At 42.0% G+C, this 24713-nt stretch carries 20 protein-coding genes; 14 read left to right on the forward strand and 6 right to left on the reverse strand.

All coding sequences use genetic code 11. The features are described 5' to 3' along the window. Positions 1-27 precede the first annotated feature (27 nt). The 11 genes from JMY09_RS03640 to JMY09_RS03690 all read left to right on the forward strand — a co-directional run bounded on the left by JMY09_RS03640 (position 28) and on the right by JMY09_RS03690 (position 6458). Positions 28-840, forward strand: a complete 813-nt coding sequence (locus JMY09_RS03640) for a hypothetical protein (protein WP_201622234.1) — start codon at positions 28-30, stop codon at positions 838-840. Positions 841-910: 70 nt separating this feature from the next. After that, on the forward strand, positions 911-1153 hold the full coding sequence (locus tag JMY09_RS03645) for a helix-turn-helix transcriptional regulator (protein WP_201622235.1): 243 nt from the start codon (positions 911-913) through the stop codon (positions 1151-1153). Between the two features lie 2 nt (positions 1154-1155). Then, complete coding sequence (locus tag JMY09_RS03650; protein WP_201622236.1) at positions 1156-1443, forward strand: helix-turn-helix domain-containing protein; 288 nt, start codon at positions 1156-1158, stop codon at positions 1441-1443. Beyond that, positions 1444-1719, forward strand: a complete 276-nt coding sequence (locus tag JMY09_RS03655; RefSeq protein ID WP_201622237.1) for a hypothetical protein — start codon at positions 1444-1446, stop codon at positions 1717-1719. Further along, positions 1712-1993 carry a hypothetical protein gene (locus tag JMY09_RS03660; RefSeq protein ID WP_201622238.1) on the forward strand — a complete coding sequence of 94 codons (282 nt, stop codon included), beginning with the start codon at positions 1712-1714 and terminating at the stop codon, positions 1991-1993. The genes JMY09_RS03655 and JMY09_RS03660 overlap by 8 nt, the downstream gene beginning before the upstream one ends. 134 nt (positions 1994-2127) lie before the next feature. Next, positions 2128-2676 (forward strand): hypothetical protein, encoded by a 549-nt coding sequence (locus JMY09_RS03665; RefSeq protein WP_201622239.1) that lies wholly within the window; start codon positions 2128-2130, stop codon positions 2674-2676. Positions 2677-2782: 106 nt separating this feature from the next. Next, the gene (locus JMY09_RS03670; protein ID WP_201622240.1) at positions 2783-4891 is read left to right on the forward strand and encodes a DUF3987 domain-containing protein; all 2109 of its coding nucleotides are present in this window, start codon (positions 2783-2785) and stop codon (positions 4889-4891) included. Positions 4892-5287: 396 nt separating this feature from the next. Continuing rightward, positions 5288-5758 (forward strand): hypothetical protein, encoded by a 471-nt coding sequence (locus tag JMY09_RS03675; protein ID WP_201622241.1) that lies wholly within the window; start codon positions 5288-5290, stop codon positions 5756-5758. Beyond that, positions 5755-5991 carry a hypothetical protein gene (locus tag JMY09_RS03680; protein WP_201622242.1) on the forward strand — a complete coding sequence of 79 codons (237 nt, stop codon included), beginning with the start codon at positions 5755-5757 and terminating at the stop codon, positions 5989-5991. Before JMY09_RS03675 ends, JMY09_RS03680 begins: the two co-directional genes overlap by 4 nt. A 3-nt stretch (positions 5992-5994) precedes the next feature. Further along, on the forward strand, positions 5995-6231 hold the full coding sequence (locus tag JMY09_RS03685) for a hypothetical protein (RefSeq protein WP_201622243.1): 237 nt from the start codon (positions 5995-5997) through the stop codon (positions 6229-6231). Between the two features lie 8 nt (positions 6232-6239). Continuing rightward, the gene (locus tag JMY09_RS03690) at positions 6240-6458 is read left to right on the forward strand and encodes a hypothetical protein (protein ID WP_201622244.1); all 219 of its coding nucleotides are present in this window, start codon (positions 6240-6242) and stop codon (positions 6456-6458) included. Between the two features lie 228 nt (positions 6459-6686). On the opposite strand, the gene JMY09_RS03695 is transcribed toward JMY09_RS03690, so the two are convergent. Continuing rightward, positions 6687-8441, reverse strand: coding sequence for a 2-oxo acid dehydrogenase subunit E2 (locus JMY09_RS03695; protein ID WP_201622245.1), 1755 nt, complete (start codon positions 8439-8441; stop codon positions 6687-6689). Between the two features lie 36 nt (positions 8442-8477). Then, the gene (gene aceE / locus JMY09_RS03700) at positions 8478-11297 is read right to left on the reverse strand and encodes a pyruvate dehydrogenase (acetyl-transferring), homodimeric type (protein WP_201622246.1); all 2820 of its coding nucleotides are present in this window, start codon (positions 11295-11297) and stop codon (positions 8478-8480) included. Positions 11298-12545: 1248 nt separating this feature from the next. Between aceE and JMY09_RS03705 the strand changes: the two genes are divergently transcribed. The 3 genes from JMY09_RS03705 to JMY09_RS03715 all read left to right on the forward strand — a co-directional run bounded on the left by JMY09_RS03705 (position 12546) and on the right by JMY09_RS03715 (position 19422). After that, a complete protein-coding gene (locus JMY09_RS03705; protein WP_201622247.1) occupies positions 12546-13010 on the forward strand; it encodes a hypothetical protein in 465 nt (154 codons plus the stop codon). Between the two features lie 440 nt (positions 13011-13450). Further along, on the forward strand, positions 13451-18550 hold the full coding sequence (locus JMY09_RS03710; protein WP_201622248.1) for an SdrD B-like domain-containing protein: 5100 nt from the start codon (positions 13451-13453) through the stop codon (positions 18548-18550). 35 nt (positions 18551-18585) lie between these two features. After that, the gene (locus JMY09_RS03715) at positions 18586-19422 is read left to right on the forward strand and encodes a hypothetical protein (protein WP_227677147.1); all 837 of its coding nucleotides are present in this window, start codon (positions 18586-18588) and stop codon (positions 19420-19422) included. A 215-nt stretch (positions 19423-19637) separates the two neighbouring features. Here JMY09_RS03715 and JMY09_RS03720 read toward each other — a convergent pair whose 3' ends face one another. The 4 genes from JMY09_RS03720 to glpK form a co-directional block, all read right to left on the reverse strand. Next, entirely contained in the window at positions 19638-20330 is a 693-nt protein-coding gene (locus JMY09_RS03720) for a TetR/AcrR family transcriptional regulator (RefSeq protein ID WP_201622249.1), read from the reverse strand. A 207-nt stretch (positions 20331-20537) separates the two neighbouring features. Beyond that, complete coding sequence (locus tag JMY09_RS03725) at positions 20538-21563, reverse strand: endonuclease/exonuclease/phosphatase family protein (RefSeq protein ID WP_201622250.1); 1026 nt, start codon at positions 21561-21563, stop codon at positions 20538-20540. Positions 21564-22070: 507 nt separating this feature from the next. Then, positions 22071-22619 carry a hypothetical protein gene (locus JMY09_RS03730; RefSeq protein WP_379606729.1) on the reverse strand — a complete coding sequence of 183 codons (549 nt, stop codon included), beginning with the start codon at positions 22617-22619 and terminating at the stop codon, positions 22071-22073. A 467-nt stretch (positions 22620-23086) separates the two neighbouring features. After that, the gene (gene glpK, locus JMY09_RS03735) at positions 23087-24685 is read right to left on the reverse strand and encodes a glycerol kinase GlpK (protein ID WP_201622251.1); all 1599 of its coding nucleotides are present in this window, start codon (positions 24683-24685) and stop codon (positions 23087-23089) included. Positions 24686-24713: the final 28 nt, after the last annotated feature.

Here is a 24713-nt window from a genome sequence, read left to right on the forward strand (position 1 = left end):
TTTATTAAGGTGTGTAAAGGTGTGAACATGACAAATGACAACCCAAGTTATGTACCTATATCAAACATCAATGATGACTTGTCTCTAAGTTTATCGAGACGGTTGAGATTATCATATTATTTAGACTGGCTTAGGTTTTTCAGTTATGCCTCAGATAAAGAATCGCCTCATTCAGAAGAAATAATTGAGTTTATCTACTTTTGGCGTGAAGAAATTAGATATATAGTTGAAGAAGCTATTTTTAACCAAAGCGATTTTGATCAAAAAAGAGTGGCATACCATCGCTGTTATGAAGAAATAATGTCAGACTTTAATAGGTTGAGTTATATTCCACAGTCAATATATAAAGTTGAAACCATCATAAGAGCTATAGCATCTCTTCAACTTGCTTATACTGCTTTTAATAATACAGACTTCTATATTAGTCTATGGTATCAGCAAGCGTATGATTCTAATACGCTACAACTTCGAAGGTTCAATGGTTTTGATTCTAACGAAGTACAAGATAAAGGTTGGCGTAAACCTAATAGAGGTAGCAACATAGCACAATATGAACTGATGGATAAAGGAGTAAGTATTGCTTTAAGCGTGCTTAATGATGATAAAGAAAAGAACTTAACAAGCACTGATATAGCAACAATCGTAAGAAAATGCCTAAAGTCTATACAAGACAACAAAGTGCCTGATATTAAGCAGATAAGAGAAAACTGGCTTACTGACAAACGCTTTGACGAGAGAAAGAAAAAAGGCAGACCCAAAGGTAAAGCAGAGGATAGAGAAAAAATCAGAGAAAACATAATTAAAAATATAATAAATAACTACCAGCACGGCGTAGGGTAATTTTTTAGCATAATCTCACGGTATAGACTTCACTTACACCTTAACAGACGTTAACTAGGAGTAAGTGAAAATGTCTAGCATACCTAGCAGTAACCAGCTCACTACAGAACAACCCACCCCATTAAACCCTCAAGGCTATTCACGCATTCAGCCAACAGCCGAACTTATCGGACTTCATCACCAAACACTAAGACGCTGGTGGAAAGCGGATAAATTCCCTAAGCCAATTAATATAAACGGTATTCCTATGTTTAGGAATAGCGATATTTTGCGCTTTATTGAAAATCAGCAATCAGTTAGCGAGGGGGTTTAATTATGACTACTACAGCCACCAGCACCGCCCCAGTGACCAACGAGCCAGCACCTAAGACACAAATAGAGATTGTTAGAGCGCACCTGATGACAGGGGCAACAATCAGCACATGGGACGCATACCGCCTTTACCAAATTACATGCCTAGCTCAACGCATACATGACTTACGCCTAACAGGGCTAGTTATTCAAAGTGAGATGGTCAAACACAATAAGAAATGGTTCGCCCTTTATTGGCTTGATGAACACACATTACTTGAAAGCGAATTATCTAACAGTGAGGTGAACTAAATGAGCCAATCAAACGACATATTAGAGCAGCGCCTAGTGGCAGTAGATAGCTATTATTTATCTGTCATCAATGACCGCATACAAGACCTATCAAACGATAGCGAGCACCTATCAATGGCGCTTGATGCTATCAAGACCGATGATGACACAAGTAAGGGCGTGATAGTCGCTGTGAGATCCGCCTTACTCGCTAATAGTGAACTGGCAACCCTTTTAAGCGAGATGATGGACGGGCTTATATCACTGCCAACAGTGGAGGTAATGCGCCATGAGTGATAGCACCTTTATAAACCAAGTCATGGACGGGCTAAAAGAACAAGGTTATTTGATGATAAACGATGACTTTATTGACCACCTAATCATTACCTTGCACGCCAATGTGACTGCCATTAATAGCCTGATAGAGATGGTAGAAGTAGAAAACAAATTACTAGCGTTACGTGGCTCGCTACCGACAGGCAACCGTCAAGTAGAGTCATTAAAAGAGCTATCGACACGCATAGCAGAAATAGCCTTTAACGTGGAGGACGTAAGAAATGAGCAACGATAAGCCGCAAAGCACACGCAGTAAGCGAGGCTTTATATTTTATATGCTGCTATTAACTGGCTTGATGATCTTGTTATTACTTGTAGCTTGCGAACCAGTAAACGTCAAAACACTAACAAAATTAGAGGTAACTAATCATGCGTAACTTAAGCAGCACACCAGAGATATTCAAAGATGGTAACAGCGTGCTATGCCCGTCTGTGGGTAATGGCACTTACAAGCTATTCAATGATAAAGAATATGACTGTTTAGGCCTTACTGCCAACGGCAAAACATACCACTATCGGACTGATGGCAATGTAAGCCGCAATGATGCCGCCCAGTCATTATTCCATGACACGCCAGCAAACCGCCAAGCGATAGCAACATTATACAGGGGCAATCAATCAATCCAGCGCACAGTTATAGACACCACCGAAGCAGACGACAAAGAAGTTATTTTAATATCTGCTTTTGATTTATCCGATATTGTTTGTGACATTGAGAGCGCAGCAACGGTTATTAGTGACATAGGTAAGCTATTAGCACTCATTCACTACGAAAAAATAGACACTAACACCGCTATATCAATGGCGAGATTGACGCATGATACCACTGTAACGTGGGACGACTTATTACAAAGACAGGTAAGCTCAATCAAAGAAACCCTAGCAATGACCCGTTACGGTAAGGAGGGTAAACAGTGAAAACCTACCCACCAAAGCAAAGCCGTAAGCACGCTAAGCGCAAAAGCTACTACAAGAAGTATAGAGAGCAGCGCAAACCGAACCAGTCAGAAGCAAGGGGGTACAGATGACCACCCCACCAACCGACAGCCAAGAAAAAACCCACGGCAAGGTGGGCTTATCTGGCATTTTAGGCGACTATCCAATAGCAACTATTGAGGCGCTATCAGGCTTTACTATTTTAGCCCAAAACTACCCGTTATTGAACCCTAAAAGCTTAATAGTTATTGATGACAGGGTAACCGTAACCAAAGGAGAAAATGCAGGGGACAAGCTGGACACAGTAGGCACTATAGGAATGATTTTGCATAACAAAAACTATGAGGCGGTGAGCTTACTATGCTTATATGCTGATAACCATATCAAGCCAATCATAACCGATACTAGCCAGCCGTCTGCTTACTTTATTGGCCAATCGAGCAATGATAGCGAGCTTATCGCAGCAAGCAACCTTGATGATGGTATGGCGTTAGCTGAATGCTTGAAAGCTGACCATGTAACAATGGCTATCAGTCCTAATGAATGGCTTTTTAATGACACCGTTAAGCACTTATCACAAGATAGGCCCGTTACTGTTTTTACGACATTAGACAAGGCAGACGAAGTAAGCAAGCCGCTGGCAGGTCATAACGTAAAGGTAGTAGTGACCAGTGACAGAACAGTATTAGAGCACTTAGAGTATGGCGGCTTAAGTTATGCCGATATATTAGCCCTTGATGATACAAAGATAATCGACCTTAAAGCTGTGGCATGGCCCACACCTGAACCGCTTGCAAATGACCCTAGCAAACCGACACGCTACCCAATAGAGGCATGGGACGGACTACTACAAAGGGTTATTAAGAAAATAGCTTATTATCAGCAAGTACCTGATGCTATGGCCGGTCAATGTATCTTAGGCGCCCTAGCCCACATGGGACAGGCCCACGTTGATGCACCTATTGGCTATAAGCACATGCCGGCAAGCCTGATATTAATTACTGAGGGTGAGAGTGGCAGCGGCAAAACGCAAGCTATGGACTTAAGCCACCATAAAATAAAAGAATATGAGCAGAAACAGTATGAGCAATATATAACAAGGCATGAGGAGCACAAAGCACAGCTTGCCAGCTTAAAAGGTGCAGAACTCAAAGACTACCAAGCCAATGAGCCAGCACCTCACAACCCCGAACGGCTATTTAAAGATGCCACTATTGAGCCGGTACTCGATAAGTTTGTTAATGGTGAAATTACAGATGCATCATGGTCCACTGATGACGCAGCCCAATTCTTTAATGGTCATACTATGAAAGGTGACACAGCCGGTAACGCACTGGCAGCAATCACAGACCTTTATAGCGGCGGCGAAGTGAACCGGACACGATCACAAAAGAATGCTTATGCCAACCCACGCACCAAAGCCTACAACGTGCGTATGACGTTAATGCTAATGGCTCAACGTATCATCTTAGAACCGGCCTTAACTGATGACATGATGAACCAGCAAGGCTTTTTAGCAAGGGCCTTAATTGCTTGCCCTAACAGCTTGCAAGGTTATAGAACATGGGACGATATAGAGCGCAGACAGCAAAGCCCAATGCTTGACCCTGATCTAATAGCTTACTGGGACAGATGCAACGACCTACTAGACCCCGTGGACAGTAATGCGCCCACCGATGAGAAAGGAGCACCCAAACGCTTTAAGATGCGCTGGCAAGACAAGCAGACAGAACAAGTATTTTATGAGCACATGCAAGCAATAGAGAATCAGCAAGCCAAGAACATGCCGTTAGAATACTTAAAAGCGTATGCCTCACGTATGGCAGAAAATGCCAGCCGTATAGCCACACTGATAGCATTCTTTGATAAGCGTAAGACCATTACCACAGACGATATTAAACGGGCCTTTATGTTGGTTAGTTACTCAACCGCCGAACGCTTGCGCTATCAAGATGCAACGCCAACAGGTGAACAAACCGACATTGAGAAGTTAAGTCACTGGTTAATCACTAAGGCCAAAGCTTACAACCCAGCGGTATTGAACAAGTCTTTTGTGACACAGCACGCACCCAATGCGTTAAGAGGTAAGAAGCTTAATTACTTACTTGATGATCTTGAAAGTATGGGACACATTAGGCTTGAAAGTGAGGGGCGTAGGCGCTTAGTTTATGTTAACCCTAAGCTTATTATTAATTAGCGGATAGAAAAACCCGCTAAACTTGCTAAACTTGTCTATAGCCCTTACCAGTTAAGGGCTTTGCTTTAGCTGGGGTGCTGCTAAGCATTGCTAAACTTGCTAAACTTGCTAAACTTTAGCTAAACTTAGCGAATATCAAACGAACTTTAGCGGAACTATAGCAACTTTAGCGACCCTTAGCAGGTGGCAAGCTAAGCCAAACACTCTATAAACAAAGGCATACAATGAACTTTAGCAACTTTAGCGACTTTTTGTAGGTATAAAACTGTATTGGTGGGCGTTTAGCGTCTGCCTTTTTTTGTGCCTAATGTTTATAAAAGCTAAGGTTAATATAATTCACAATGATATAATAAAGATGAAATTTACTAATGATTTAGATAACAATTAGAGATCATCATGCCAGCCCTTGCCACCACCCACAGCCTTAACGACTATTCAAAGCTGAATATCTCAACATATCGCAATCAGTTAAAGCAAACCAAACAAGATTTTATAGAGTTTAATTACTCATACCGTGGCAAGGCTTATAACTACTCTATCCAAGTATCAAAGACCCCATGCAATTATGGTCATTACCGCCATTGGTGGTTATGCCCTAAATGCTCAAGCAGGACATCGGTATTATATTGCGCTGGTACTTACGTCTGTAGGCATTGCATAGGAGCAAACTATCAAACACAGCTACAGCAACCCATTGACCGCATTTATAGCAAGCTAAACGCAATCAGGGCACGTATGGGCTGGCAAGTAGGCGTTATTCATGGCATTGGTGAACGTCCTAAAGGAATGCACCACAGCACCTATAACCGACTGCTTAACGAGTATGAGCAACTGACAGACAAACTACTAAGGACATTCAAACAATGAGCCAATCATTAACGCTCGATGACTTAATAGCAGACTTGCAAACAGCCAAACAGATAGCGATTGATGACCGCAATCCGAACGCCATAGTTACCGCTACAGTCGCACAAGCTAAATTGCTTGGCATGGATAACATGAGGGACGTAACGCCAAACAGTAATGGACTAGGATATATTCCTGATCTAACCCCTGAAATAGCACTGGCAATCAGTAAGCGATTAGATGAGGAGTATTGAACCATGAGCAGACTAACACTTGATGACTTACTCAATCAGTTAGAACAGGCAAGGCAGATAGCGATTGAGGAACGTAAACCCACCGCCATGATACAAGCCACTACTACTATGGCAAAGCTGATAGGGTTAGATAAGCCAGTGCTGAAAGATGTTTATGCAGACAACAAGCCAGTAGTTTTTAATATTACAGGTATATCACCTGATGAGGCAGCACAAGCCTATCAAGATATTATGAGGTAAAAGTGAAAATGAGTATTGATGATCTAATGACAGAATTAGACGATGCTAGATTGACTGCTAAGGCTAATGGACAGGCATCTGCTATGGTTGCTGCTACGATGAGCAAAGCAAAGCTGCTAGGGCTATTAGACAAGCCACTAATGAAAGATGTTGAGCCAATAGTAAACAGACCTACAGTGATAAGACTGGTAGCACCGACATTGGATAGTAACGGTAAAGCGATATAAGTAAACGCTAAAGAAGCTCGCAAAGATGACAAGTAACAGCTAAATAATTACATCACCCTACTGCTATCAACAACCAAAAATTAAAGCTACTGGCTACCAAAACGGCTACCAAATAAAACCTACATAAAAATATTACTAACAATAACAGTTACTTAACGCAATAAAAAAGACCATCCGTAGATAGTCTCTTAATAAAATATTTTGTTTAGTTAAACAAAGCTAGCCGCTCTATAGCAAGATACGACGTGGATCAGCCAGCAGACTCGCCACATAACGAGTAAATACTGCAGCATCAGCACCATTAATGACACGATGATCATATGATAAAGAGAGCGGCAACATTAAACGTGGCTCAAAGGCTTGCTTACTAGCGTTCCAATGCGGCTGCATAGTCGCCTCTGATGCGCCTAAGATAGCTACTTGCGGCCAATTCACTAAAGGAGTAAAAGCCGTACCCCCTAAGATACCTTGGCTTGAGATAGTGAAACTAGCACCTTGTAGATCTTTAGTACTTAGTTTCTTATCGCGAGCTTTTACAGCCAGCTCACCAATCTCAATAGCGATCTGCTTGATACCTTTGTCTTGAGCATTCTTAATAACCGGTACGATTAGACCATCATCTGTAGCTACCGCAATACCCATATGCACGCTCTTACGCAAAATAACTTGGGTATTGTCATCACTTAAATGACTGTTAAAGCGTGGATGCTGAGTTAAAGCATAAGCCGTTGCTTTGACAATAAAGGCCAAAATAGTCAGGCCAATACCTTGCGCTTTCATACCACCTTTAAGCTCACCACGTAGTTTTTCCGTCTCGGTGATATCTGAGAGATCAAACTGGGTAACTTGTGGCAGATAGGTATTGTAATTAAGCTGCGGTATCGAAACTTTCTGAAGACGGGTAAGGTCTTGAGTTTCAGTCTCGCCCCAAATCTCAGCATTGCTCATATCTGGCAATGTAGGCAAGCTTGCCCGCGCTGCGCTACCAGTAACAGCGCTTGCAGCGGCTGGCTTAGCAGTCAGACTATTTTTGACATAGGCAAACAAGTCTTCTTTTAAGATACGGTCATTGAGCGCACTGCCACTAACTTGAGTGACATCTACCCCTAATTGACGAGCAAGCTTACGTACCGCAGGACCTGCATATACTGCGGCTGACTTAACATTTACTTGAGCTTCTGTTAATTTACTAGCCGTGGTATTGTTAGGCGCGCTATTGACCACAGGAGCAGGTTTAACAGCGGCCTGCTTTGGTTCCCCTGTGGTTTGCGCTACCGGCGTGGCAGCCTGTTTAGAAGTTGTAGCTTCTTTAGCCTTGGGGGCTTCAGCTTGCTCATTACTAGCGCCAGCTGCGCTACTAACGATAACGATAAAGTCTTGACCGTTAGCTACCATGTCACCAGCTTTTACCAATATCTTCTCAACTCTACCGGCTACTGGCGCAGGTACTTCAACTGAGGCTTTATCAGATTCAATCAACAAGATTGACTGATCAGCAGTGACCATATCGCCTTCGCTGACCATAATCTCAGACACTTCTGCCTCATCAACACCTAAATCTGGTAGCGCATAAGTAGTCGCCGTCGCTTCTTCAGCTGCGGACTCTGAAGTGCTAGGCTTAGTAGCCGCACTAGCATCATCCGTTTTTTCGTTAGCAGCAGAGGTATCAGTATCAGCTTTATTGGTTGCCGCTTCTTCAGGCACTTGTTCAGCTTCTTCAGTACTTACCTGTTGGTCAGCATTGTCAGCATTGTCAGCTTCGCTATCAACCTCAATAAGTACAGTGCCTTCAGTAACTTGATCGCCAATAGCAACATTGATCTTAGTGATTTTTCCAGCAGCTGAGCTTGGTACTTCGACCGATGCTTTATCAGACTCTAATAAGACGATATTATCGTCCTTTGCAATGACATCACCGACTTGCACCATAATCTCACTGACTTCGGCACTATCGACACCCAAATCGGGGGCTTTAATTTCCATCCTATTTCTCCTTGTCTTATGTTCGTCTTATAGGTTTTATTCTTTGACGTCATCATCGTTTAATAGCTCGGCATCGGCTTGATCTTCAGCACGGCCTTCACTAGAGATTTCGTCATCGTCTTCACTGACAAACTCAGGTACAGGAGTCGGATTCACATTATCAGCTGCTGGTGCTGGTGCATCTGGAGAATGGTCATAATAAGGCTGTTGCTGCCAAGCAGGTGGCTGATCTACATCAATACCCAAGCTTGAAATGGCATCTTTTACTAAGCGCATTTCCACTTCACCTTCGTCGGCCAAACGTTTAAGCGTGGCGACAACAATATGCGCTGCATCAACGTTGAAAAATCTACGTAGGTTCTCACGAGTATCAGAGCGACCATAGCCGTCAGTACCCAAAGTCGTATAAGGACGACTATCAGGTAACCATGCACGGATTTGTTCTGAATAGTTGCGCATATAATCAGTTGCTGCTACCACGATACCTTCATGTGGAGCTAACTGCTCAGTGATCCACGAAACTTTTTCTTCTTCCATAGGGTGCAGACGGTTGTAATCATCACAAGCCATACCATCACGAGTCAGCTCGTTAAAGCTGGTCACACTCCAAACGTTGGCGGTGATATTGAACTCATCTTTTAATATCTGCGCCGCTTTTTGTACTTCACGTAAGATAACCCCAGAACCTAATAGCTGCACTTGTGTTGAGCCATTATCTTCCAACAGGTACATACCACGCTTGATACCTTCTTCAGCACCCTCTGGCATAGCAGGCTGATCGTAGTTTTCATTCATTAAGGTTAAGTAATAATAAACACGCTCGCCTTCACCATACATCCGGCGCAGGCCATCATGCATTACTACTGCTAGCTCATAACCAAAGCAAGGATCATAAGTCACACAGTTAGGCACAACGTTGAACAAGATTTGTGAATGACCATCTTGATGCTGTAAGCCTTCACCGTTCAAGGTAGTACGACCAGCGGTCGCGCCTAACAAGAAGCCTTGTGCTTGACAGTCGCCTGCCGCCCAAGCAAGATCCCCAACACGCTGGAAACCGAACATTGAGTAGTAGATATACATAGGGATCATAGGTAGGGCGTTCACAGAATAGCTGGTTGCTAAAGCAATCCAAGTACTCATCGCACCCGCTTCATTGATGCCTTCTTCTAACATGTGACCGTCGATGGCTTCTTTATAACCCATCAAAGCTTCACTATCTTCTGGGGTATATTTTTGACCAACAGCAGAGTAAATGCCCAATTGACGGAACATACCTTCTAGACCAAAGGTGCGCGCTTCATCAGGGACGATAGGCACTACGCGATCTTGGATATCTTTATTTTTTAGCATTGCAGATAGCAGACGTACGAAGACCATAGTAGTCGACTGCTCTTTGCCTTTACTACCTTGCAATACCCGATCAAAGATAGACAAATCTGGAATATTCAATGGAATATGTCCACTACGGCGATTAGGTAGATGACCACCTAAGGCTTCTCGGCGACCTTTTAGATATTTCATCTCTGCTGAGTCTTCAGCAGGACGATAAAACGGTAGGGTCTCTAACTGCTCATCAGTAAACGGCAAATCGAAGCGATCACGGAAATACATTAAGGCTTCTTGATCAAGCTTCTTAACTTGATGAGATTTGTTAACTGCTTGAGTTTGAGTAGATAAACCATAGCCTTTAACTGTTTTAACTAAAATAACGGTTGGCTGACCTTTGGTTTTCATAGCTTCACTAAAAGCGGCATAGACTTTCATCGGATCATGACCACCACGATTTAAGCGTGAGATATCATCATCAGATAGCGCATCAGCCATCTCTTCTAACTCAGGATATTTACCAAAGAACTCTTTGCGAGTGAACTCAGGGGTACGGGCTTCATACAGCTGATACTCACCATCGACCGCTTCTTCCATACGATGTTTCAATACACCAGTATGATCATTGGCCAGTAAGCTATCCCACTTACCGCCCCAAACAACTTTAATCACTCGCCAGCCTGCGCCACGGAATACTGACTCTAGCTCTTGGATGATCTTGCCATTACCACGTACTGGACCATCGAGACGCTGCAAGTTACAGTTAACTACCCAAATAAGGTTATCCAGCTTTTCACGACCGGCCAGCGAGATGGCACCTAAGCTTTCTGGCTCATCAGTTTCGCCATCACCTAAGAAAGTCCAGATTTTACGACCTTCTTTTTCGAGTAAACCGCGGTTTTCCATATAGCGATGCACATGAGCATGATAGATCGACATGATCGGGCCTAGACCCATAGATACAGTCGGGAACTGCCAGTAATCAGGCATCAAGTACGGATGCGGATAGCTAGATAAGCCTTTACCACCTACTTCACGGCGGAAGTTATCCAGTTGCTCTTCAGTTAAACGACCTTCTAAATAAGAACGGGCATAGATACCAGGTGCTGAATGACCTTGGTAATAGATCATATCGCCGCCAAAGTGATCACTGGCTGCACGGAAAAAGTGGTTAAAGCCGGTCTCATACAAAGTAGCACTAGAGGCGAATGTCGCTAAGTGCCCCCCTAAATCGTCATCATTTTTATTGGCACGCATTACCATAGCTAGAGCATTGTAGCGAATCAAAGCGCGAATTTTACGCTCGATAGACAAGTCGCCTGGATACATCGGCTCATCTTCAACAGCGATAGTATTGATGTAAGCGGTGTCCAAACGGTTAAACGGTAGATCTTCTTGCACCGCCATGTTGTATAACGCTTTTAGTAAGAATTGAGCACGATCTTTGTCAGCATGTTTAATCACGGACTCAAAAGCATCCAGCCATTCTTGAGTTTCGGTGCTGTCAGCATCCTTATAATAATTCATCGGTAAATATCCTTTTAAATCAATCTTCCCTGCATCATAACAGGGTGTTATTGAATAGTATGATGAGACAATAGTTGGCTTAGCGACGTCCTTGCTACATTTAAGCAACCCATTGTCCAACGAAATAACAAATCACGCCATATGAGCGTGCTTGTTGTCAAAAGTGATAGGTCTAACTAGAGGTGACATAAGTAGCCATGCTGAGACAGCGATAAAAAAGCAGCTGCATTAACATAACTATAAAGGCTAACTATAAAACTAAATACTGTTATCTGCAATATAAGCGGGCTATATCTAAAGGGTTTAGAGCTAAGCTAATATCATTGGTGAGAACTGATGATCCGGTAAAGTAGAAGCTTGTCGGCGAATCAACAAAAATGCCAACTGTTATCACCAGTTAACAAAGTATTTATTTGGTTAGTTGACTATAACATATCGTGGGCAAACTCTAACTTTATATAGTGAAATCTAAAACTATAAAATATCGCAGCTCACTATTATAAACTATCCTTACGCCATTAGTTATAGTTGCGAATAAATACCATTATGATAAGTATTTATCAGATGAATAGTAGGTCTATTTCGGCTTAGTCTAAGGCCATTTAGCAAGCCCTTGCCTGCTAAGTACTAACCCTCCTTGCTAAGCGACATTTCATTGGAGCCAATCTCTTACAGACTAATGCTCTGAGTCTACATGGCAGACTTATTGCTCTGACAAGCTATCTATGGACTACCGGTATAACTTAACTCATTGATAATACTAGAGCTTAATATTATCAGGCACCGACACTGATCATTACTCTATTGTCTACCGTTTTTTATACCTCAGAGCCTCAACTAAATTTTTACCTATCGCCCACCCTTTTACCTTCAAAACAATTCTAGCTACCGCTTGTCTACTTTATAGTGACTTTATGTTTATCTTTTGTAAAAATGATCTTTAAAAATCAATAAATTTCTGCCAATGCCATCATTTATGCCTAGGGCGCATTCAACCTTTAACCACAGCACTGACAGAGACTATTTTTTAGGCGATCGAAACTTAAAAGTATCTAGCCAATGCCTATGTCTTACTGTCGATTGTGACGATAACTAAAATAATTTTGGCTATCAGCAGTGCTTAGTTATAAAGGTTCAAAACACCCTAACAGTGAGTTCAAAACTAATCTGTTTTTCAGTTTTAAACTCACTAGCAGCTACTATAAAGTTAGTATTATTTCAATAGAATGATCTCATAGGAAATATCGGATGACATACGTAAAGTCTTTGCAGAACACTTTAGTCGCCAGTTTAGGCTGCGCATTTTTACTCAGCGCAGCTCATGCTGATCAGGCCTTGAGAATGCAGCTGACAGCCAACCAAGTAACAATTAATGATGCCGGTAAAGTTATTTACACGCCTGTAAGTACTGCGCCTAAAGGCTCTGTTATTCAATATAAAGCCACTTACTCCAATATTATTAATAAAGATATCAAGGATTTAACAGTAGTACTCCCTATTCCTGCTAATATGACTTTTACTGGAGAAGCTTCACCTGCCAGTGCCCAAGCCAGTATCGATGGCAAAAACTATGCTGATATGCCCTTGCTGCGCAAAGTGGATAGCAAGCTGATGAAGATTCCTTATTCTGAATATCGTACATTACGTTGGGATATCAAATTATTACCAGCACAAAAATCTGCTGCCGTGGCTTTGAATACTATTATTGAATAACTAACGGCCGTTTAAGAGCTGACAGCCATATACCTTAACCCCTTACCCATTCTATTACCTTTTAGTTTCTGACTATAGCCACTCATCTAATCTTAGACTCCTAATATTACACCTCTATAGAAGAATAAACCTATTTAACCCAAGCCTTTTGTCTGTTAGCATCGCAGCAGTACTAGGATGACTAGCGCTATGGCGCTTGCTAGCAGCAACCCGATCACAATAGAGGTAAAAATAAACAACATAAATGGTGCCGATTATAAAGTGGGTAATACTACTCACCACCAGTAAAGTCTAGCGAAGTGGTTATTGCAGTATCACAGCAAGTGCAAGCCTCCTTACCCTAAAACAATGCAGATGTAACCTCTGGTAACGACTCAAATGCCAATGAATTATCGGAAACATATCAATCATTCATTCTTGTTTTGGTGGATAAGCGCCAAATGACTCAACCCATAATGACCCCTTCTAAGCGTATCGCATTGCGTATAAGGAAGATTTCTGCGCGGTCATTAGCAATGTTGCTTATGCAATCAAATATGGCAATGGCAGTTGGAGTACCAAACCTTGCCCTAAATTCTGATTTACAGATTATCCATAATATTGCCAATGCTAGCGATAACACTAGTTATAACATCGATAGCCAAACTGACCCTACTTTCAGCTCCACCTCTCATACCGATCAAATCAAAGCTGCTGCTGTAGCCGAATATGGGGTGATGTTAACCAGTCCACAGATAGCAGCTCCTGATATCAAATTCACCACCGCTGAATTTGAGGACAGTAAAGAAACCTCGCAAATTAGCAATGATATTTATATCCAAGCCAGCTATGCACAATGTAATGTACAGCTCAACAAGCAAGATCAAACTTGGATAACTATCACCTCCTCGTTAACTGGTGACAAATACTCGCTAAAAGCCCTAGAGACTGGTGAAAACACTGGCAAGTATCAGCGGTTAGTAGCTACTGAAAATAACGCTAATGCTATCTTGACTGATCACATTATTCAAACCTTACAAGGTGATAAGCTAACCGCTACTTTGGACGCTTGTATCTCACCTGAGGTCGGCACTGACCCTAATGATCTACCTAATGTCGAAACTGACTTTCCGATCCGTATTGATCATATTAGTAGCCAGATTAACATTATTGATAATAACCCTAACCTACAAGTCATTAAAAAAGGCGATGTTAGAACAGCATCGTTTGGCGATTATGTTAATTACACTATTCAAGTAACAAACAGCGGCAAAACCACCGCTTATGATGTACAGCTAAAAGATACTCTGCCACGGGGCTTTGACTATGTCGAACATAGTGTCCGTATGAGCAGTAAAAAAAACCGAGTAGATATCAAGCAAGCCCGAACTACTGAGTTTAAGAGCGAAGGCAAATATCAGGTTTTAGGTTTAGGTGATCTTGCTGTCAATGAGAGCAAAACCTTTACCTATAGAGTGCTAATAGGGTCTACCTCATTAAGCGGTGATGGTATAAACCGTGCTGTCGCTGTTGGCCGTGACAGTCTGCTGAGTACGAGTAAGTTACTCACTTCAAGAGAAGCCCAGTGGAAGATTGAAATTGAGCGTGGGGTGACTAATACTGACGCTATTATCATCGGTAAGGTCTACTACGATATCAACCGCGATGGCATCCAACAAAAAGACGCTGGCGAGCTCGGTGTAGCTGGGGTACGTATCTATATGGAAAACGGTAACTTTGTAGTGACCGATCCACAAGGTAAATATAATTTCTATGGGGTTAGCGCCAAAACCCATGTCCTAAAAGTAGACCGCACTACTATCCCTATTACTACTGAGCTAGTGTCACAGAGTAACCGCAATGCTGGCGATGCTGGCAGCCGCTTTGTTGATCTAAAATATGGTGAATTGCATCGAGCTGACTTCGCTATCGTTGCCGATAACAGGACTAGTACTGAGCGCCTCAACGCTGAGTTACTAACTCGCAAAAAAACCATTGGTGCTAGCAACGATGCACTCGAGCAAGCAGTCAAAACTAAATTGGATCTATACCCCATTTATAATCGTAATTATAGAGACCACATTGATGCTAGTGGCTGTAAATCAAACGATAGCCTAGATCGAGGTATCAAGTGTGACTCAGCGATAGTTAATAATATGGCCAACCCTATCGCTGATCGTATCAATCTGACGGTCAATAAAATCGTGCAACCACCAACAAAATTGCTAGAAGAGTATCTAAACCAAGTAGATAATAATGACGTTGCTTTTATTAATTTAAGCCAAGATCAGCAGTTAAGCACTTATAAGCAGACCATCCAAGTGCAAGCACCTTTAGGGTCATTATTCACCCTCTATGCAAATGGTGCAGCAGTATCAAACGATCAAATTAGTAAAACGGCTGAGCAAGAAAGGCAAAACGTTAGCGCTTTTGATTTTTATGCAGTAGATTTAAAACATGGCCTTAATACTCTACGCGGGGTTGCCACTGACGTTAACGGTAAAACCATCTCTGAAAAAACTATTACAGTGACTACACCCGATAGCTTACACACCATCGACTATCGTACCCAAGAGCAGTTAGTACAAGCGGATGGTATCAGCGAATACCAGCTTGTTATTAGTCTAAAAGATGTTGATGGTCGTCCTTATTTGGCTCCTACACTTATTACTATCGATACTAATATTGGTCGCATTAATCTAAAAGATAGTAATAAAGATAAAGCGGGAATCCAGTTTATTGTCTCTGGTGCTGAGCTACTGATACCAGTTGTGGCCCCAAAGGTACCAGGCAAAGACCAGCTAGTTATCGATACAGGGACTAGCAAACTAGTAGTTCCATTACAGTTCATTGCTAAGCTGCGTCCACTAATAGTAGTAGGTATCGTTGAAGGAGCGCTATCGCTAAAAGACTTTGACGGTAGTCAAGTGACTGACGCTCAAGGCGCGTTTGAAAAACAACTGCATGAGTTGGCTGCTCATGATGACTATTCGACGACTGGTCGTGCAGCGCTGTTCCTCAAAGGTAAAGTGCGCGGTGACTATCTATTGACCTTGGCTTATGACAGTGACAATAAAGGCGAGCGTTTATTCCGTGATATTCAACCGGGCGAATATTATCCAGTCTATGGTGACTCATCAGCCAAAGGCTTTGATGCTCAATCTACTAGTAAGCTCTACGTGCGCGTTGACAAAGGTCGCTCATTTGCTATGTATGGCGATCTAAAAACCCAAATAAACAGTGATGAGGGTATTAAGCTTGGTCAATACCACCGCACTTTAACGGGTGCCAAAGCTCAGTATGAAGATGCTAATACTCAAGTTACAGCTTTTGCTGCTGAGACTAGATCATCACAACGTGTTAAAGAGACTCGCGGCTTAGGTATCTCAGGTCCCTACCCTCTTGCTCATAACTTTGAGCAAGTTTTAGAAAACTCTGAAACTATTGCAGTGCTCACTCGCGCCGCCAATAATCCTAGTCGCATCATCCTACGTAAAACTTTAACTCGCTTTGCAGATTATGAGATTGATCCTATTAGTCGTAGCTTATATCTCAAATCTCCGATTGCTAGTCAAGACCTACAAGGTAATCCTATCTACTTACGGGTCAGCGTAGAAGTGGATGAAGGGGGCGAGAAATATTGGGTTGGCGGTGTTGCTGCTAAGCAGCAGCTAACCAGTAAAATCGCTATCGGTGGTAGCTATGTCAACAGTGATAACCCTGTTAATAAGGAAGCGCTGGCGAGTATTAACAGTATCATTAACTTCAACGATAAGTTCAAATTAGTCGCTGAATATGCGATGAGTAAAGCTGAATATATTGATAATAATGCAGAAATAACTGCTGATAATTTCAATAATCCTAATTATCAACCAAACGATAAAATAAGCAATCAACCAAGCAAGCAAATCAGCACAAAGTCATTAAACAATAGTAATACTAAAGGCAATGCCTTACGCATTGAGCTTGCCTATGATGATAAGAAGAACACTCGCGCCAAAGCTTATTACAATGATGCTGATAAAGGTTTTGTCACTGCGGCCTCACCACTTAGCGCTGGGCGTACTGAATCAGGAGTAGAGATGACTCGTCTACTCAATGACAAAAAAACAGCGTTAAAATTAGAGGCTGTACTTATCAAAGATCATACTACTCAAGCCCGTCGCCAAGATGTTCTAGCTAGTATTGAACAGCAGCTTAGCAAAAACATCGTTGCTGAAGTCGGCTTTCGTTATTACCAGCAAGACGCTACTGCCGCCTCACGTCATTTACAACGGGCCACTGAGGCCATTAACGTTACTACTAATAGGCTATTCAATGATCGTATTATCAATCAATCAGCGCTAAACCGTTTGAGTGCGGTGGATGAAGATGTCGAAGGTATCGAAGGTACGACTGCTCGTGCTCGTCTAACAGCGCGACTGCCTAAGTTTAACCAAGCTTTAGTATTTGCAGAATATGAGCAAGACATTGACAATAGCAGGCGTAATGCTACTTCTATCGGTGGCGAGACCCCTATCGGCAAGTTAGGTCGCTTATACGCGCGTCATGACCTAATCAGCAGTTTATCTGGTAGTTATGGGCTTGATGATAGTGATGAGCGTCAACGTACTGTAGTCGGAGTTGATGCTAATTATACCAAAGATGGAAAAGTCTATAGTGAGTACCGGATGCGTGATGCCATCAGCGCCCGTGAGGCAGAAGCAGCTATTGGTCTAAAAAACCAATGGTATCTACAACCTGGTTTAACCTTAAATACCTTATTTGAGCGTATTGTATCTATTGAAGGCGATGCTAATAATAGCGCTACGGCAGTCGGGGTCGGCGCTGAGTATGTTGCTAAAGAAAACTATAAAGCGTCAGGTCGATTAGAGAAGCGCTGGGGTAATGCTAGCGACACCTTACTAGGCACTGCTGGTATAGCTTACCGCTATACTGATGATATTACTTTATTAGTTAAAGACATCTACTCACGCGCTGATCATACTCAAGGACTGCGTACTGTTAATCGCTTTCAACTGGGTGTTGCGTACCGTGATTACCATAGTAATAAGCTTGATATGCTGGCTAAACTTGAGTATCGTTTAGATGATAACCAAACCGGTACTACTGCTTATCAAAAAGACGCTATAGTTTGGTCTTGGAGCGGTAACTACCATCCAACACAGCCTTTAACTTTGTCTGGGCGCTATGCCGGTAAACATAATGCATATCAGGCTAGCGGTATCACTAGCGATAACACTGCTCATGCTGTCTATACTCGCGGTCTTTATGATCTTAGCGAACGTTGGGATCTGGGCTTACAAGCAGGTAGTTATTGGAATGCAAAAGCCGATGATCGGGCTTATATGCTAGGAGCTGAGGTTGGCTATAGCCCTATGACTAATCTATGGTTATCGCTTGGCTATAACTTGATGGGCTTTGAAGATGAAGATATCGCCTATGATGATAGTACTCAGCAAGGGGCTTACTTTAGGTTGCACTTCAAATTTGATGAAGGATTGTTTAAACGTAATGTCTTGGGTAAAAATAATCGCTTAGCCGATGAGCCTAGTCTATAATACTGAACTGATCATTGTTCTGTAAGGCCCACTTTATGTTTGCTCCTATAACTTTGCTAACTAAGGTTTATCACCCTCATTTATCATTCGCTACTAATACCTTATCAGCGCTGCTATTAGTCGCCTTTGCATCGTCTGCGCAAGCTGCAACCTCAGACTCAGCTGTCAGCGGCCGCTTTGAGGAAGCAGCGGCTCCTTGTGCTAGCCAAACACAAGCATTACCAGCAGAGTCACTGAAATCTTTAAGCGCAAATCGCCTTGTTATCGACTGTAAGCGGTTACAACTTAAGCGCTATCAAGCTGAGCAAGCCTTACATAGCCGTACAGTAGAGCAAGCAGCCCGTCAACAGTATCTAATTTATAAAGCGCGAGCTTGGCTCGACTATGCTAGCTACCAAGATACTGTAGACAGCCGCTTTGTTGCCGGAACACAAGCGCTACAAGCCGCTGATACTATTTTGCAAGCGCTGCTAACTTCTACTGAGCAAAATCTGGCGCTAAACCCAGATATACCTACAAGCTCAGCATTAATGCGCCCTGACCTTTGGGCTATACTAACGGCCTTAAAAGATAGTGGCGGTATAAATTATGCACCCAAAGAGTTAGCATTTAGTGAAGTTGGCTTGATATGGGCGGCAGCAGATCACTGTGCGCATGGTTCGAGTCAGTTAGGCTCGCGTTTTACAATGGCTGATCGCTGGCTTGAACAGGCTCGTGAATCCTATATCAATGTGCATGATTCAAAAGTAAATGTTGCTCTTGAGCAGCTAATTAACCGCTACTATAAGCAGTATGCCTCTTTGGATCCTAGTGATGATAGCTGTCATGGTCAATCCTTTTTAGCCCCTATTCCAGACGCTGATACCCTTTAGGGATTAGTCACTAGTAAGGCTTTAACTAATGTAGAGACTTAAGTTATTGGTAAAGATAAAAAGCTCTCGTGCAGCAGGCATTACGGCTACTAGAATAACGGCTACTCATAGCATCCTTGAATAGTTACCTTTACTAAACTAACAGCCATAAAAAAGCCGACATAAGCATGTCGGCTTTTTTTATTTTTATCGTAACCATTGCTAATAACCACAGCTTAACGGTTTTTATGCGGTAGTTTTTCTGGTAAGTAACAGCGTAAATAAGCAATAGAAGCGGTAGTCGCTTCTTGTAAATAGTTATCAGTGATACTGGCATGACGACGATAAGATAAAGTAAATATACCGTTTATAATGCTATAAGTTACTAACAAAATATCTTGTATATCGTCATACTTAGGCATCTCATAGCCCTCAGACAATCTTTCATAGATTAGCTTTACGATTTGATGATCGATATCTTCACCAAAACTATCACCTTCAAAATCTGGTGTATTAGTATCGTATATTAGCTTAGCTTTGGTTTGATCAGCATGAAATATATGCACACAACGTTCAATTAACGCGGTCAAATATCCCTGCCATCTATCATAATTTACATTTTCTACTGTGCCTAATACTTCTAGAATTTCAATAGCATTCAAGAAACGTAAAGCTAGGAATATCGCTTCAATATTTGGAAAAAAGTGATAAGCTGAAGCTCGCGGAATACCCGCTTCTTCACATACTGCAGCTAAAGTAATATCATTAATAGGGTGAGTTTCACTTAGCTTTTTAGCACCCATCAGTAATTTCTGACGGCGAATACGACCTTGTTGACTGGTAAATTTGAATTTATTAGGCACTAGCTTTTTTGCCAGTTCCGAGTCTACTAACACATCTTCTATCTTGTCGTCTTTATAGTCGCTCATTACAAACCTCTTAGTTTAATACTCTTTTTTATGATTAAGCCGTTATTGAGCAACATCAACACTCAATTTGCGTGTTAACGGTGGCTTATAATTAAAATATAACTGCGGCCACGCTCAATACAGGGCATCATAAACCCTTGTACATTGGCAAGCAAGGGGCATGAATAAGTTACCAGATAATGTACTGATTAATCATGTCTTTGATGCCTATTCCAATCTTATTTTTGCTCGTACGATACCGTGATCAATGACTCTATCTGGATAGTCCCATTTGAGATGGTCATTGAAATAATCTACTCTCTCAATGTTCCCAATAGTGAATTTACTATCGGGTAAGAACTCTTCTGAAACGAATAGCTGATCGATAACTTCTGGTATTCCTTGATAAATGTGGGTATAAGCCACGTCTTTCATCCAACCATAGCGAGACTGAATACGTGCTGCATCGAATAGTGCGACATCACGCATACTTTTATCATAGTTCACTTCTCCTGTTTCGGCCATTAATTGAGTAGTTACGCTCCCTGTGACATCATTCATATCACCCAGCAAAATCAATGGCTCACGAGTATGCAGTAGGCGCTCAATAATTGTCATTCTAATCGATGCAGCTTCTGCTGCGCGCATGCATAAACTGCGAAGCTTAGCACGCACTCTGATATTAGGATCATCCATATCTTCGAGCAACTGCCCCTTGTCATCTCGCAAAAAGAATGCTCGTTTGCTTTTGAGATGCGCGGTAATGATAGTAATAGGCTGGCCATAAGCATCGACTCGTAGTAACAATGGCGGGCGCTTAAAGTGAGTATAAGGTCCGATATCAGGGATATCTATTACGGCCTCAGTGACTACGTTTTCGAGTAATTGACTCTCTAGCTGATCGAAGCGAGTTATAATCCCTACCGCTGGAGTGCCTTGAGCGCCATGACCTTTAGTGTGTAAACTTGCACTATCATTACTAGCTAGCGGAATAACTACTTGTTCAGGGCTAAAACCTAAATTCAGGGCGATCTCCTCGATTGCTTTGCTGTCCCAAACCTCTTGTACCGCAATAATGTCAGCATGAGCCTTAGACAATAGCTCAGTAATACCGGTTATCTTGTGCTGGTAGGCCTGCTGGTCATAAGCAGGTGCATTTTCATAAAAGATACGCTTAGGATTAGCAAGATTAAGCAAGTTAGCAGTAGCAATATAAAACTGTTTATTGCCCTCTGAATTATTATAACGAGTCATATATTACCTCTTATTATTGGTTGTCTTATTATTAGTTATTCTAGGGCTTGTTGAACCCTCTCAAGAAGGCACTGCTGGTAGTAAAAAATTGCTCATAACTCATTAAAAAGTAAACGGTGAACTAATAATGTGACTCGCAAAATCACGTCTAGTAATAGCTAAATAGCTAAATAGCTATCTAAATAAACAATCAACAGGCCCAATTTTGACTGAGGGCTAGGTAGCTAATTTATATTGTAGTTTTTGCTGTGCTAAGCAATTAGGGGTTACTGAGCTGATAATTTTCAACAGCTATAAAAAAAGCCCCTAGAGTTCTCCCTAGAGGCTTTAACATAGCATAACTAATATTCTTATATTATCTACGCACTTAATTGGCTACATTTAGTCTCAGTAATTTACAAAAAATTAAGGTTCTACAATATTTACTTGCTTATTGTTGTCTAACTCAGCACTTATTACCAATATGTATAATATAAATTATCGATAAGTATTAGTTTTGCTACTCAACTATCTTGCCCGATTCCAAGCATCACGTGAAGCCATGCGTGCATCGTCCCATTCCATCCGTGACTCTCCTTTGACTTCTTCCCATGAGCGTCTTAAATCTGCTTCATGATCATCAAAATTTGCATCAACAGGATAGCGAGCACGGTTAGCATAACCTACTGCATAGGCCGGATGCATATCACGGTCAAATTCATAACCGTCTTTATAATAATCGACATTAGCATGTTGAGCGCGCCAGTAAGCTTCTTCATGGGTCGGATCAATAGCTTCTGCTGAGGCATGACCTGCAGTACCACCAGTAACCGCACCAATAGCACCACCAATTAAGGTTCCTAACGGACCAGCCATAGACCCAATAGCAGCTCCTGCTATCGCACCGCTTACGCCACCTACAGTAGTCCCTACTGGATGTGAACCTGGCTCACCAGTAATAATATCGGCATTCAAATCTTCTCTAGTTTCTTTTGACATATGCTTTACTACATTACCATCAATGTTGCTAGGGTCGTTAGTGACCACTCTTCTATCAACGACTTCTGGGTTGGCCATTCTACGAGCATTGTCATCGATAATACGCTGTTTGTCAGCTATTTCCATATTATCGCTAGTGAGGACATGATCAGTTTCAGTGATGACACGGCCGTTAGCGTCAACTCTATGAGTAGTGTTATCTATGATATTGTCATTGTCTTTCATAATAGTATCCCTTCATTCATTATTATTGATTTACACGAAATTGAGGCCCTATCAAAACGGGCTAATTAGAGACGAACTAATTAAATGTAGATAAGTCATCTTTATGTTCTTTAGACACTCTACTTATTACAGCTTAGGTTTATTAGAGCCTAGGCTTACCTTCCTTAGTATAGGGATACTATAATATCGACTGCTAGATTGATTATGTAACCTATGTCAGCATCTCGATTATCTTGCGTTACAGCTTGTGTACTTATGACAAAATTGCATAACTAGCTCGCATTTAAAGTAAAATGAGCTATTTAGAACCCTTTATTATCTTAATCCATCATGGCTCTTCTGAGCGCTCGCTGCCATTTTTCCAGATGAGTATCTCGCTTATCTTGAGCCATATTGGGCTCAAATATTCGCTCTACTTTCCAAGACGACGACATCGTCGATTGATCATATAAGCCAGTTTTTAGCCCTGCCAGTAAAGCCGCTCCTTTTGCAGTAATCTCGGTATCCTGTGGCCGCAGTACTGGCACGCCTAGTAAGTCAGCTTGAAATTGCATCAGCAGATCATTATTAGCAGCACCGCCATCGACCCGTAGCTCAGTTAGGGGATGCGGACTGTCTTTTTGCATAGCTATCAGTACATCATAAGTTTGATAAGCTATTGATTCGAGTGCGGCGCGAGCAATATGGGCTTTAGTAGTGCCACGATTCATCCCACTGATACTGGCACTAATATCAGAGCGCCAATAGGGAGCTCCTAGACCAGTAAAGGCTGGTAGCAATACCACCTCTTCACTACTCTGTACTTGCTGGGCTAAAGTTTCGACATCGCAACTTTGTTCAATCATACCTAAGTTATCTCTCAACCACTGGACAATTGCTCCTGCCATAAACACACTGCCTTCTAAGGCATAAGTGACTTCACGCTCCGGCTTAAAATTTGAAGCTTGTAGCAAGCGCTTACCTGAATGCATGATCTGACCAATAGATGAGCTATCTGCTTTGCTTGTGTTGGCTTTGCGTTGCCAAGCGACTGTAGTCAACAGTTGATGCTCGCTAATTTTGGCAGTATTACCAATATTCATTAGCATAAAACAACCTGTACCATAAGTGTTTTTTGCCATGCCAGCCTCTAGACAGCCTTGACCAAATAAGGCGGCCTGCTGATCCCCAAGTACCGCTTGAATAGGAATTTGTTTGGCAAACAATCCTTTTTTGGTTTTACCAAAGTCGCCATCGGAAGGTAATACTTTAGGAAGTATTGACTGCGGAATATTAAAAACAGTGCACAGCTCATCTGACCAAGCTAGCTTATGAATGTCATATAATAAAGTGCGCGAAGCATTAGTGACATCTATAACATGCTCAGCGCCTGTTAGCTGATAAATCAACCAGCTGTCTATAGTGCCTACGGCAACCTGCCCGATTCGATCGCTGTTGACTAGCGCCCTAATCTTCGGATTATGCTCCAACAGCCACGCAATCTTACTGGCGCTAAAGTAAGGATCTAAACGTAATCCAGTAATACGCTGCACTTGATTTGCTAAGTCAGCGTTGCCCTTATAAGCATTATGGTCAGCCAATTTTTGGCAGTAATCTGCGCTACGTCTATCTTGCCAAATAATCGCTGGTGCCAAAGCATTACCCGTTTTTTTATCCCAAATAACGATAGACTCACGCTGGTTGGTAATAGCAATACTTGTCACATCAGTTGCTAGCAGTCCCGCTTGGTTAATCACATCATGAGCACAGCTAATTTGAGTCTGCCAAATTTGACTAGCATCTTGTTCGACATAACCGGCTTTTGGCGTCTGTAGGCTGGTAGGCTTCTGTACTATTTTAATAGGTCGTGCTTGATCGTCATACAAGATAGCTCTGCTGGAAGTAGTGCCTTGATCCAATGCTAATATATAGCCTGCCATTATTTTCTCCTCGTTTTTTTATCTATTA

The sequence above is a fragment of the Psychrobacter urativorans genome, from assembly GCF_904846695.1.
Lineage (GTDB): Bacteria > Pseudomonadota > Gammaproteobacteria > Pseudomonadales > Moraxellaceae > Psychrobacter > Psychrobacter urativorans.

Excerpts from the sequence above, each read along its gene's own strand:
- JMY09_RS03640 (WP_201622234.1), top strand. The coding sequence starts at position 28 with ATGACAAATGACAACCCAAGTTATGTACCTATATCAAACATCAATGAT.
- JMY09_RS03645 (WP_201622235.1), top strand. The coding sequence starts at position 911 with ATGTCTAGCATACCTAGCAGTAACCAGCTCACTACAGAACAACCCACC.
- JMY09_RS03650 (WP_201622236.1), top strand. The coding sequence starts at position 1,156 with ATGACTACTACAGCCACCAGCACCGCCCCAGTGACCAACGAGCCAGCA.
- JMY09_RS03655 (WP_201622237.1), top strand. The coding sequence starts at position 1,444 with ATGAGCCAATCAAACGACATATTAGAGCAGCGCCTAGTGGCAGTAGAT.
- JMY09_RS03660 (WP_201622238.1), top strand. The coding sequence starts at position 1,712 with ATGAGTGATAGCACCTTTATAAACCAAGTCATGGACGGGCTAAAAGAA.
- JMY09_RS03665 (WP_201622239.1), top strand. The coding sequence starts at position 2,128 with ATGCGTAACTTAAGCAGCACACCAGAGATATTCAAAGATGGTAACAGC.
- JMY09_RS03670 (WP_201622240.1), top strand. The coding sequence starts at position 2,783 with ATGACCACCCCACCAACCGACAGCCAAGAAAAAACCCACGGCAAGGTG.
- JMY09_RS03675 (WP_201622241.1), top strand. The coding sequence starts at position 5,288 with ATGCCAGCCCTTGCCACCACCCACAGCCTTAACGACTATTCAAAGCTG.
- JMY09_RS03680 (WP_201622242.1), top strand. The coding sequence starts at position 5,755 with ATGAGCCAATCATTAACGCTCGATGACTTAATAGCAGACTTGCAAACA.
- JMY09_RS03685 (WP_201622243.1), top strand. The coding sequence starts at position 5,995 with ATGAGCAGACTAACACTTGATGACTTACTCAATCAGTTAGAACAGGCA.
- JMY09_RS03690 (WP_201622244.1), top strand. The coding sequence starts at position 6,240 with ATGAGTATTGATGATCTAATGACAGAATTAGACGATGCTAGATTGACT.
- JMY09_RS03695 (WP_201622245.1), bottom strand. The coding sequence starts at position 8,441 with ATGGAAATTAAAGCCCCCGATTTGGGTGTCGATAGTGCCGAAGTCAGT.
- aceE (WP_201622246.1), bottom strand. The coding sequence starts at position 11,297 with ATGAATTATTATAAGGATGCTGACAGCACCGAAACTCAAGAATGGCTG.
- JMY09_RS03705 (WP_201622247.1), top strand. The coding sequence starts at position 12,546 with ATGACATACGTAAAGTCTTTGCAGAACACTTTAGTCGCCAGTTTAGGC.
- JMY09_RS03710 (WP_201622248.1), top strand. The coding sequence starts at position 13,451 with ATGACTCAACCCATAATGACCCCTTCTAAGCGTATCGCATTGCGTATA.
- JMY09_RS03715 (WP_227677147.1), top strand. The coding sequence starts at position 18,586 with ATGTTTGCTCCTATAACTTTGCTAACTAAGGTTTATCACCCTCATTTA.
- JMY09_RS03720 (WP_201622249.1), bottom strand. The coding sequence starts at position 20,330 with ATGAGCGACTATAAAGACGACAAGATAGAAGATGTGTTAGTAGACTCG.
- JMY09_RS03725 (WP_201622250.1), bottom strand. The coding sequence starts at position 21,563 with ATGACTCGTTATAATAATTCAGAGGGCAATAAACAGTTTTATATTGCT.
- JMY09_RS03730 (WP_379606729.1), bottom strand. The coding sequence starts at position 22,619 with ATGGCCAACCCAGAAGTCGTTGATAGAAGAGTGGTCACTAACGACCCT.
- glpK (WP_201622251.1), bottom strand. The coding sequence starts at position 24,685 with ATGGCAGGCTATATATTAGCATTGGATCAAGGCACTACTTCCAGCAGA.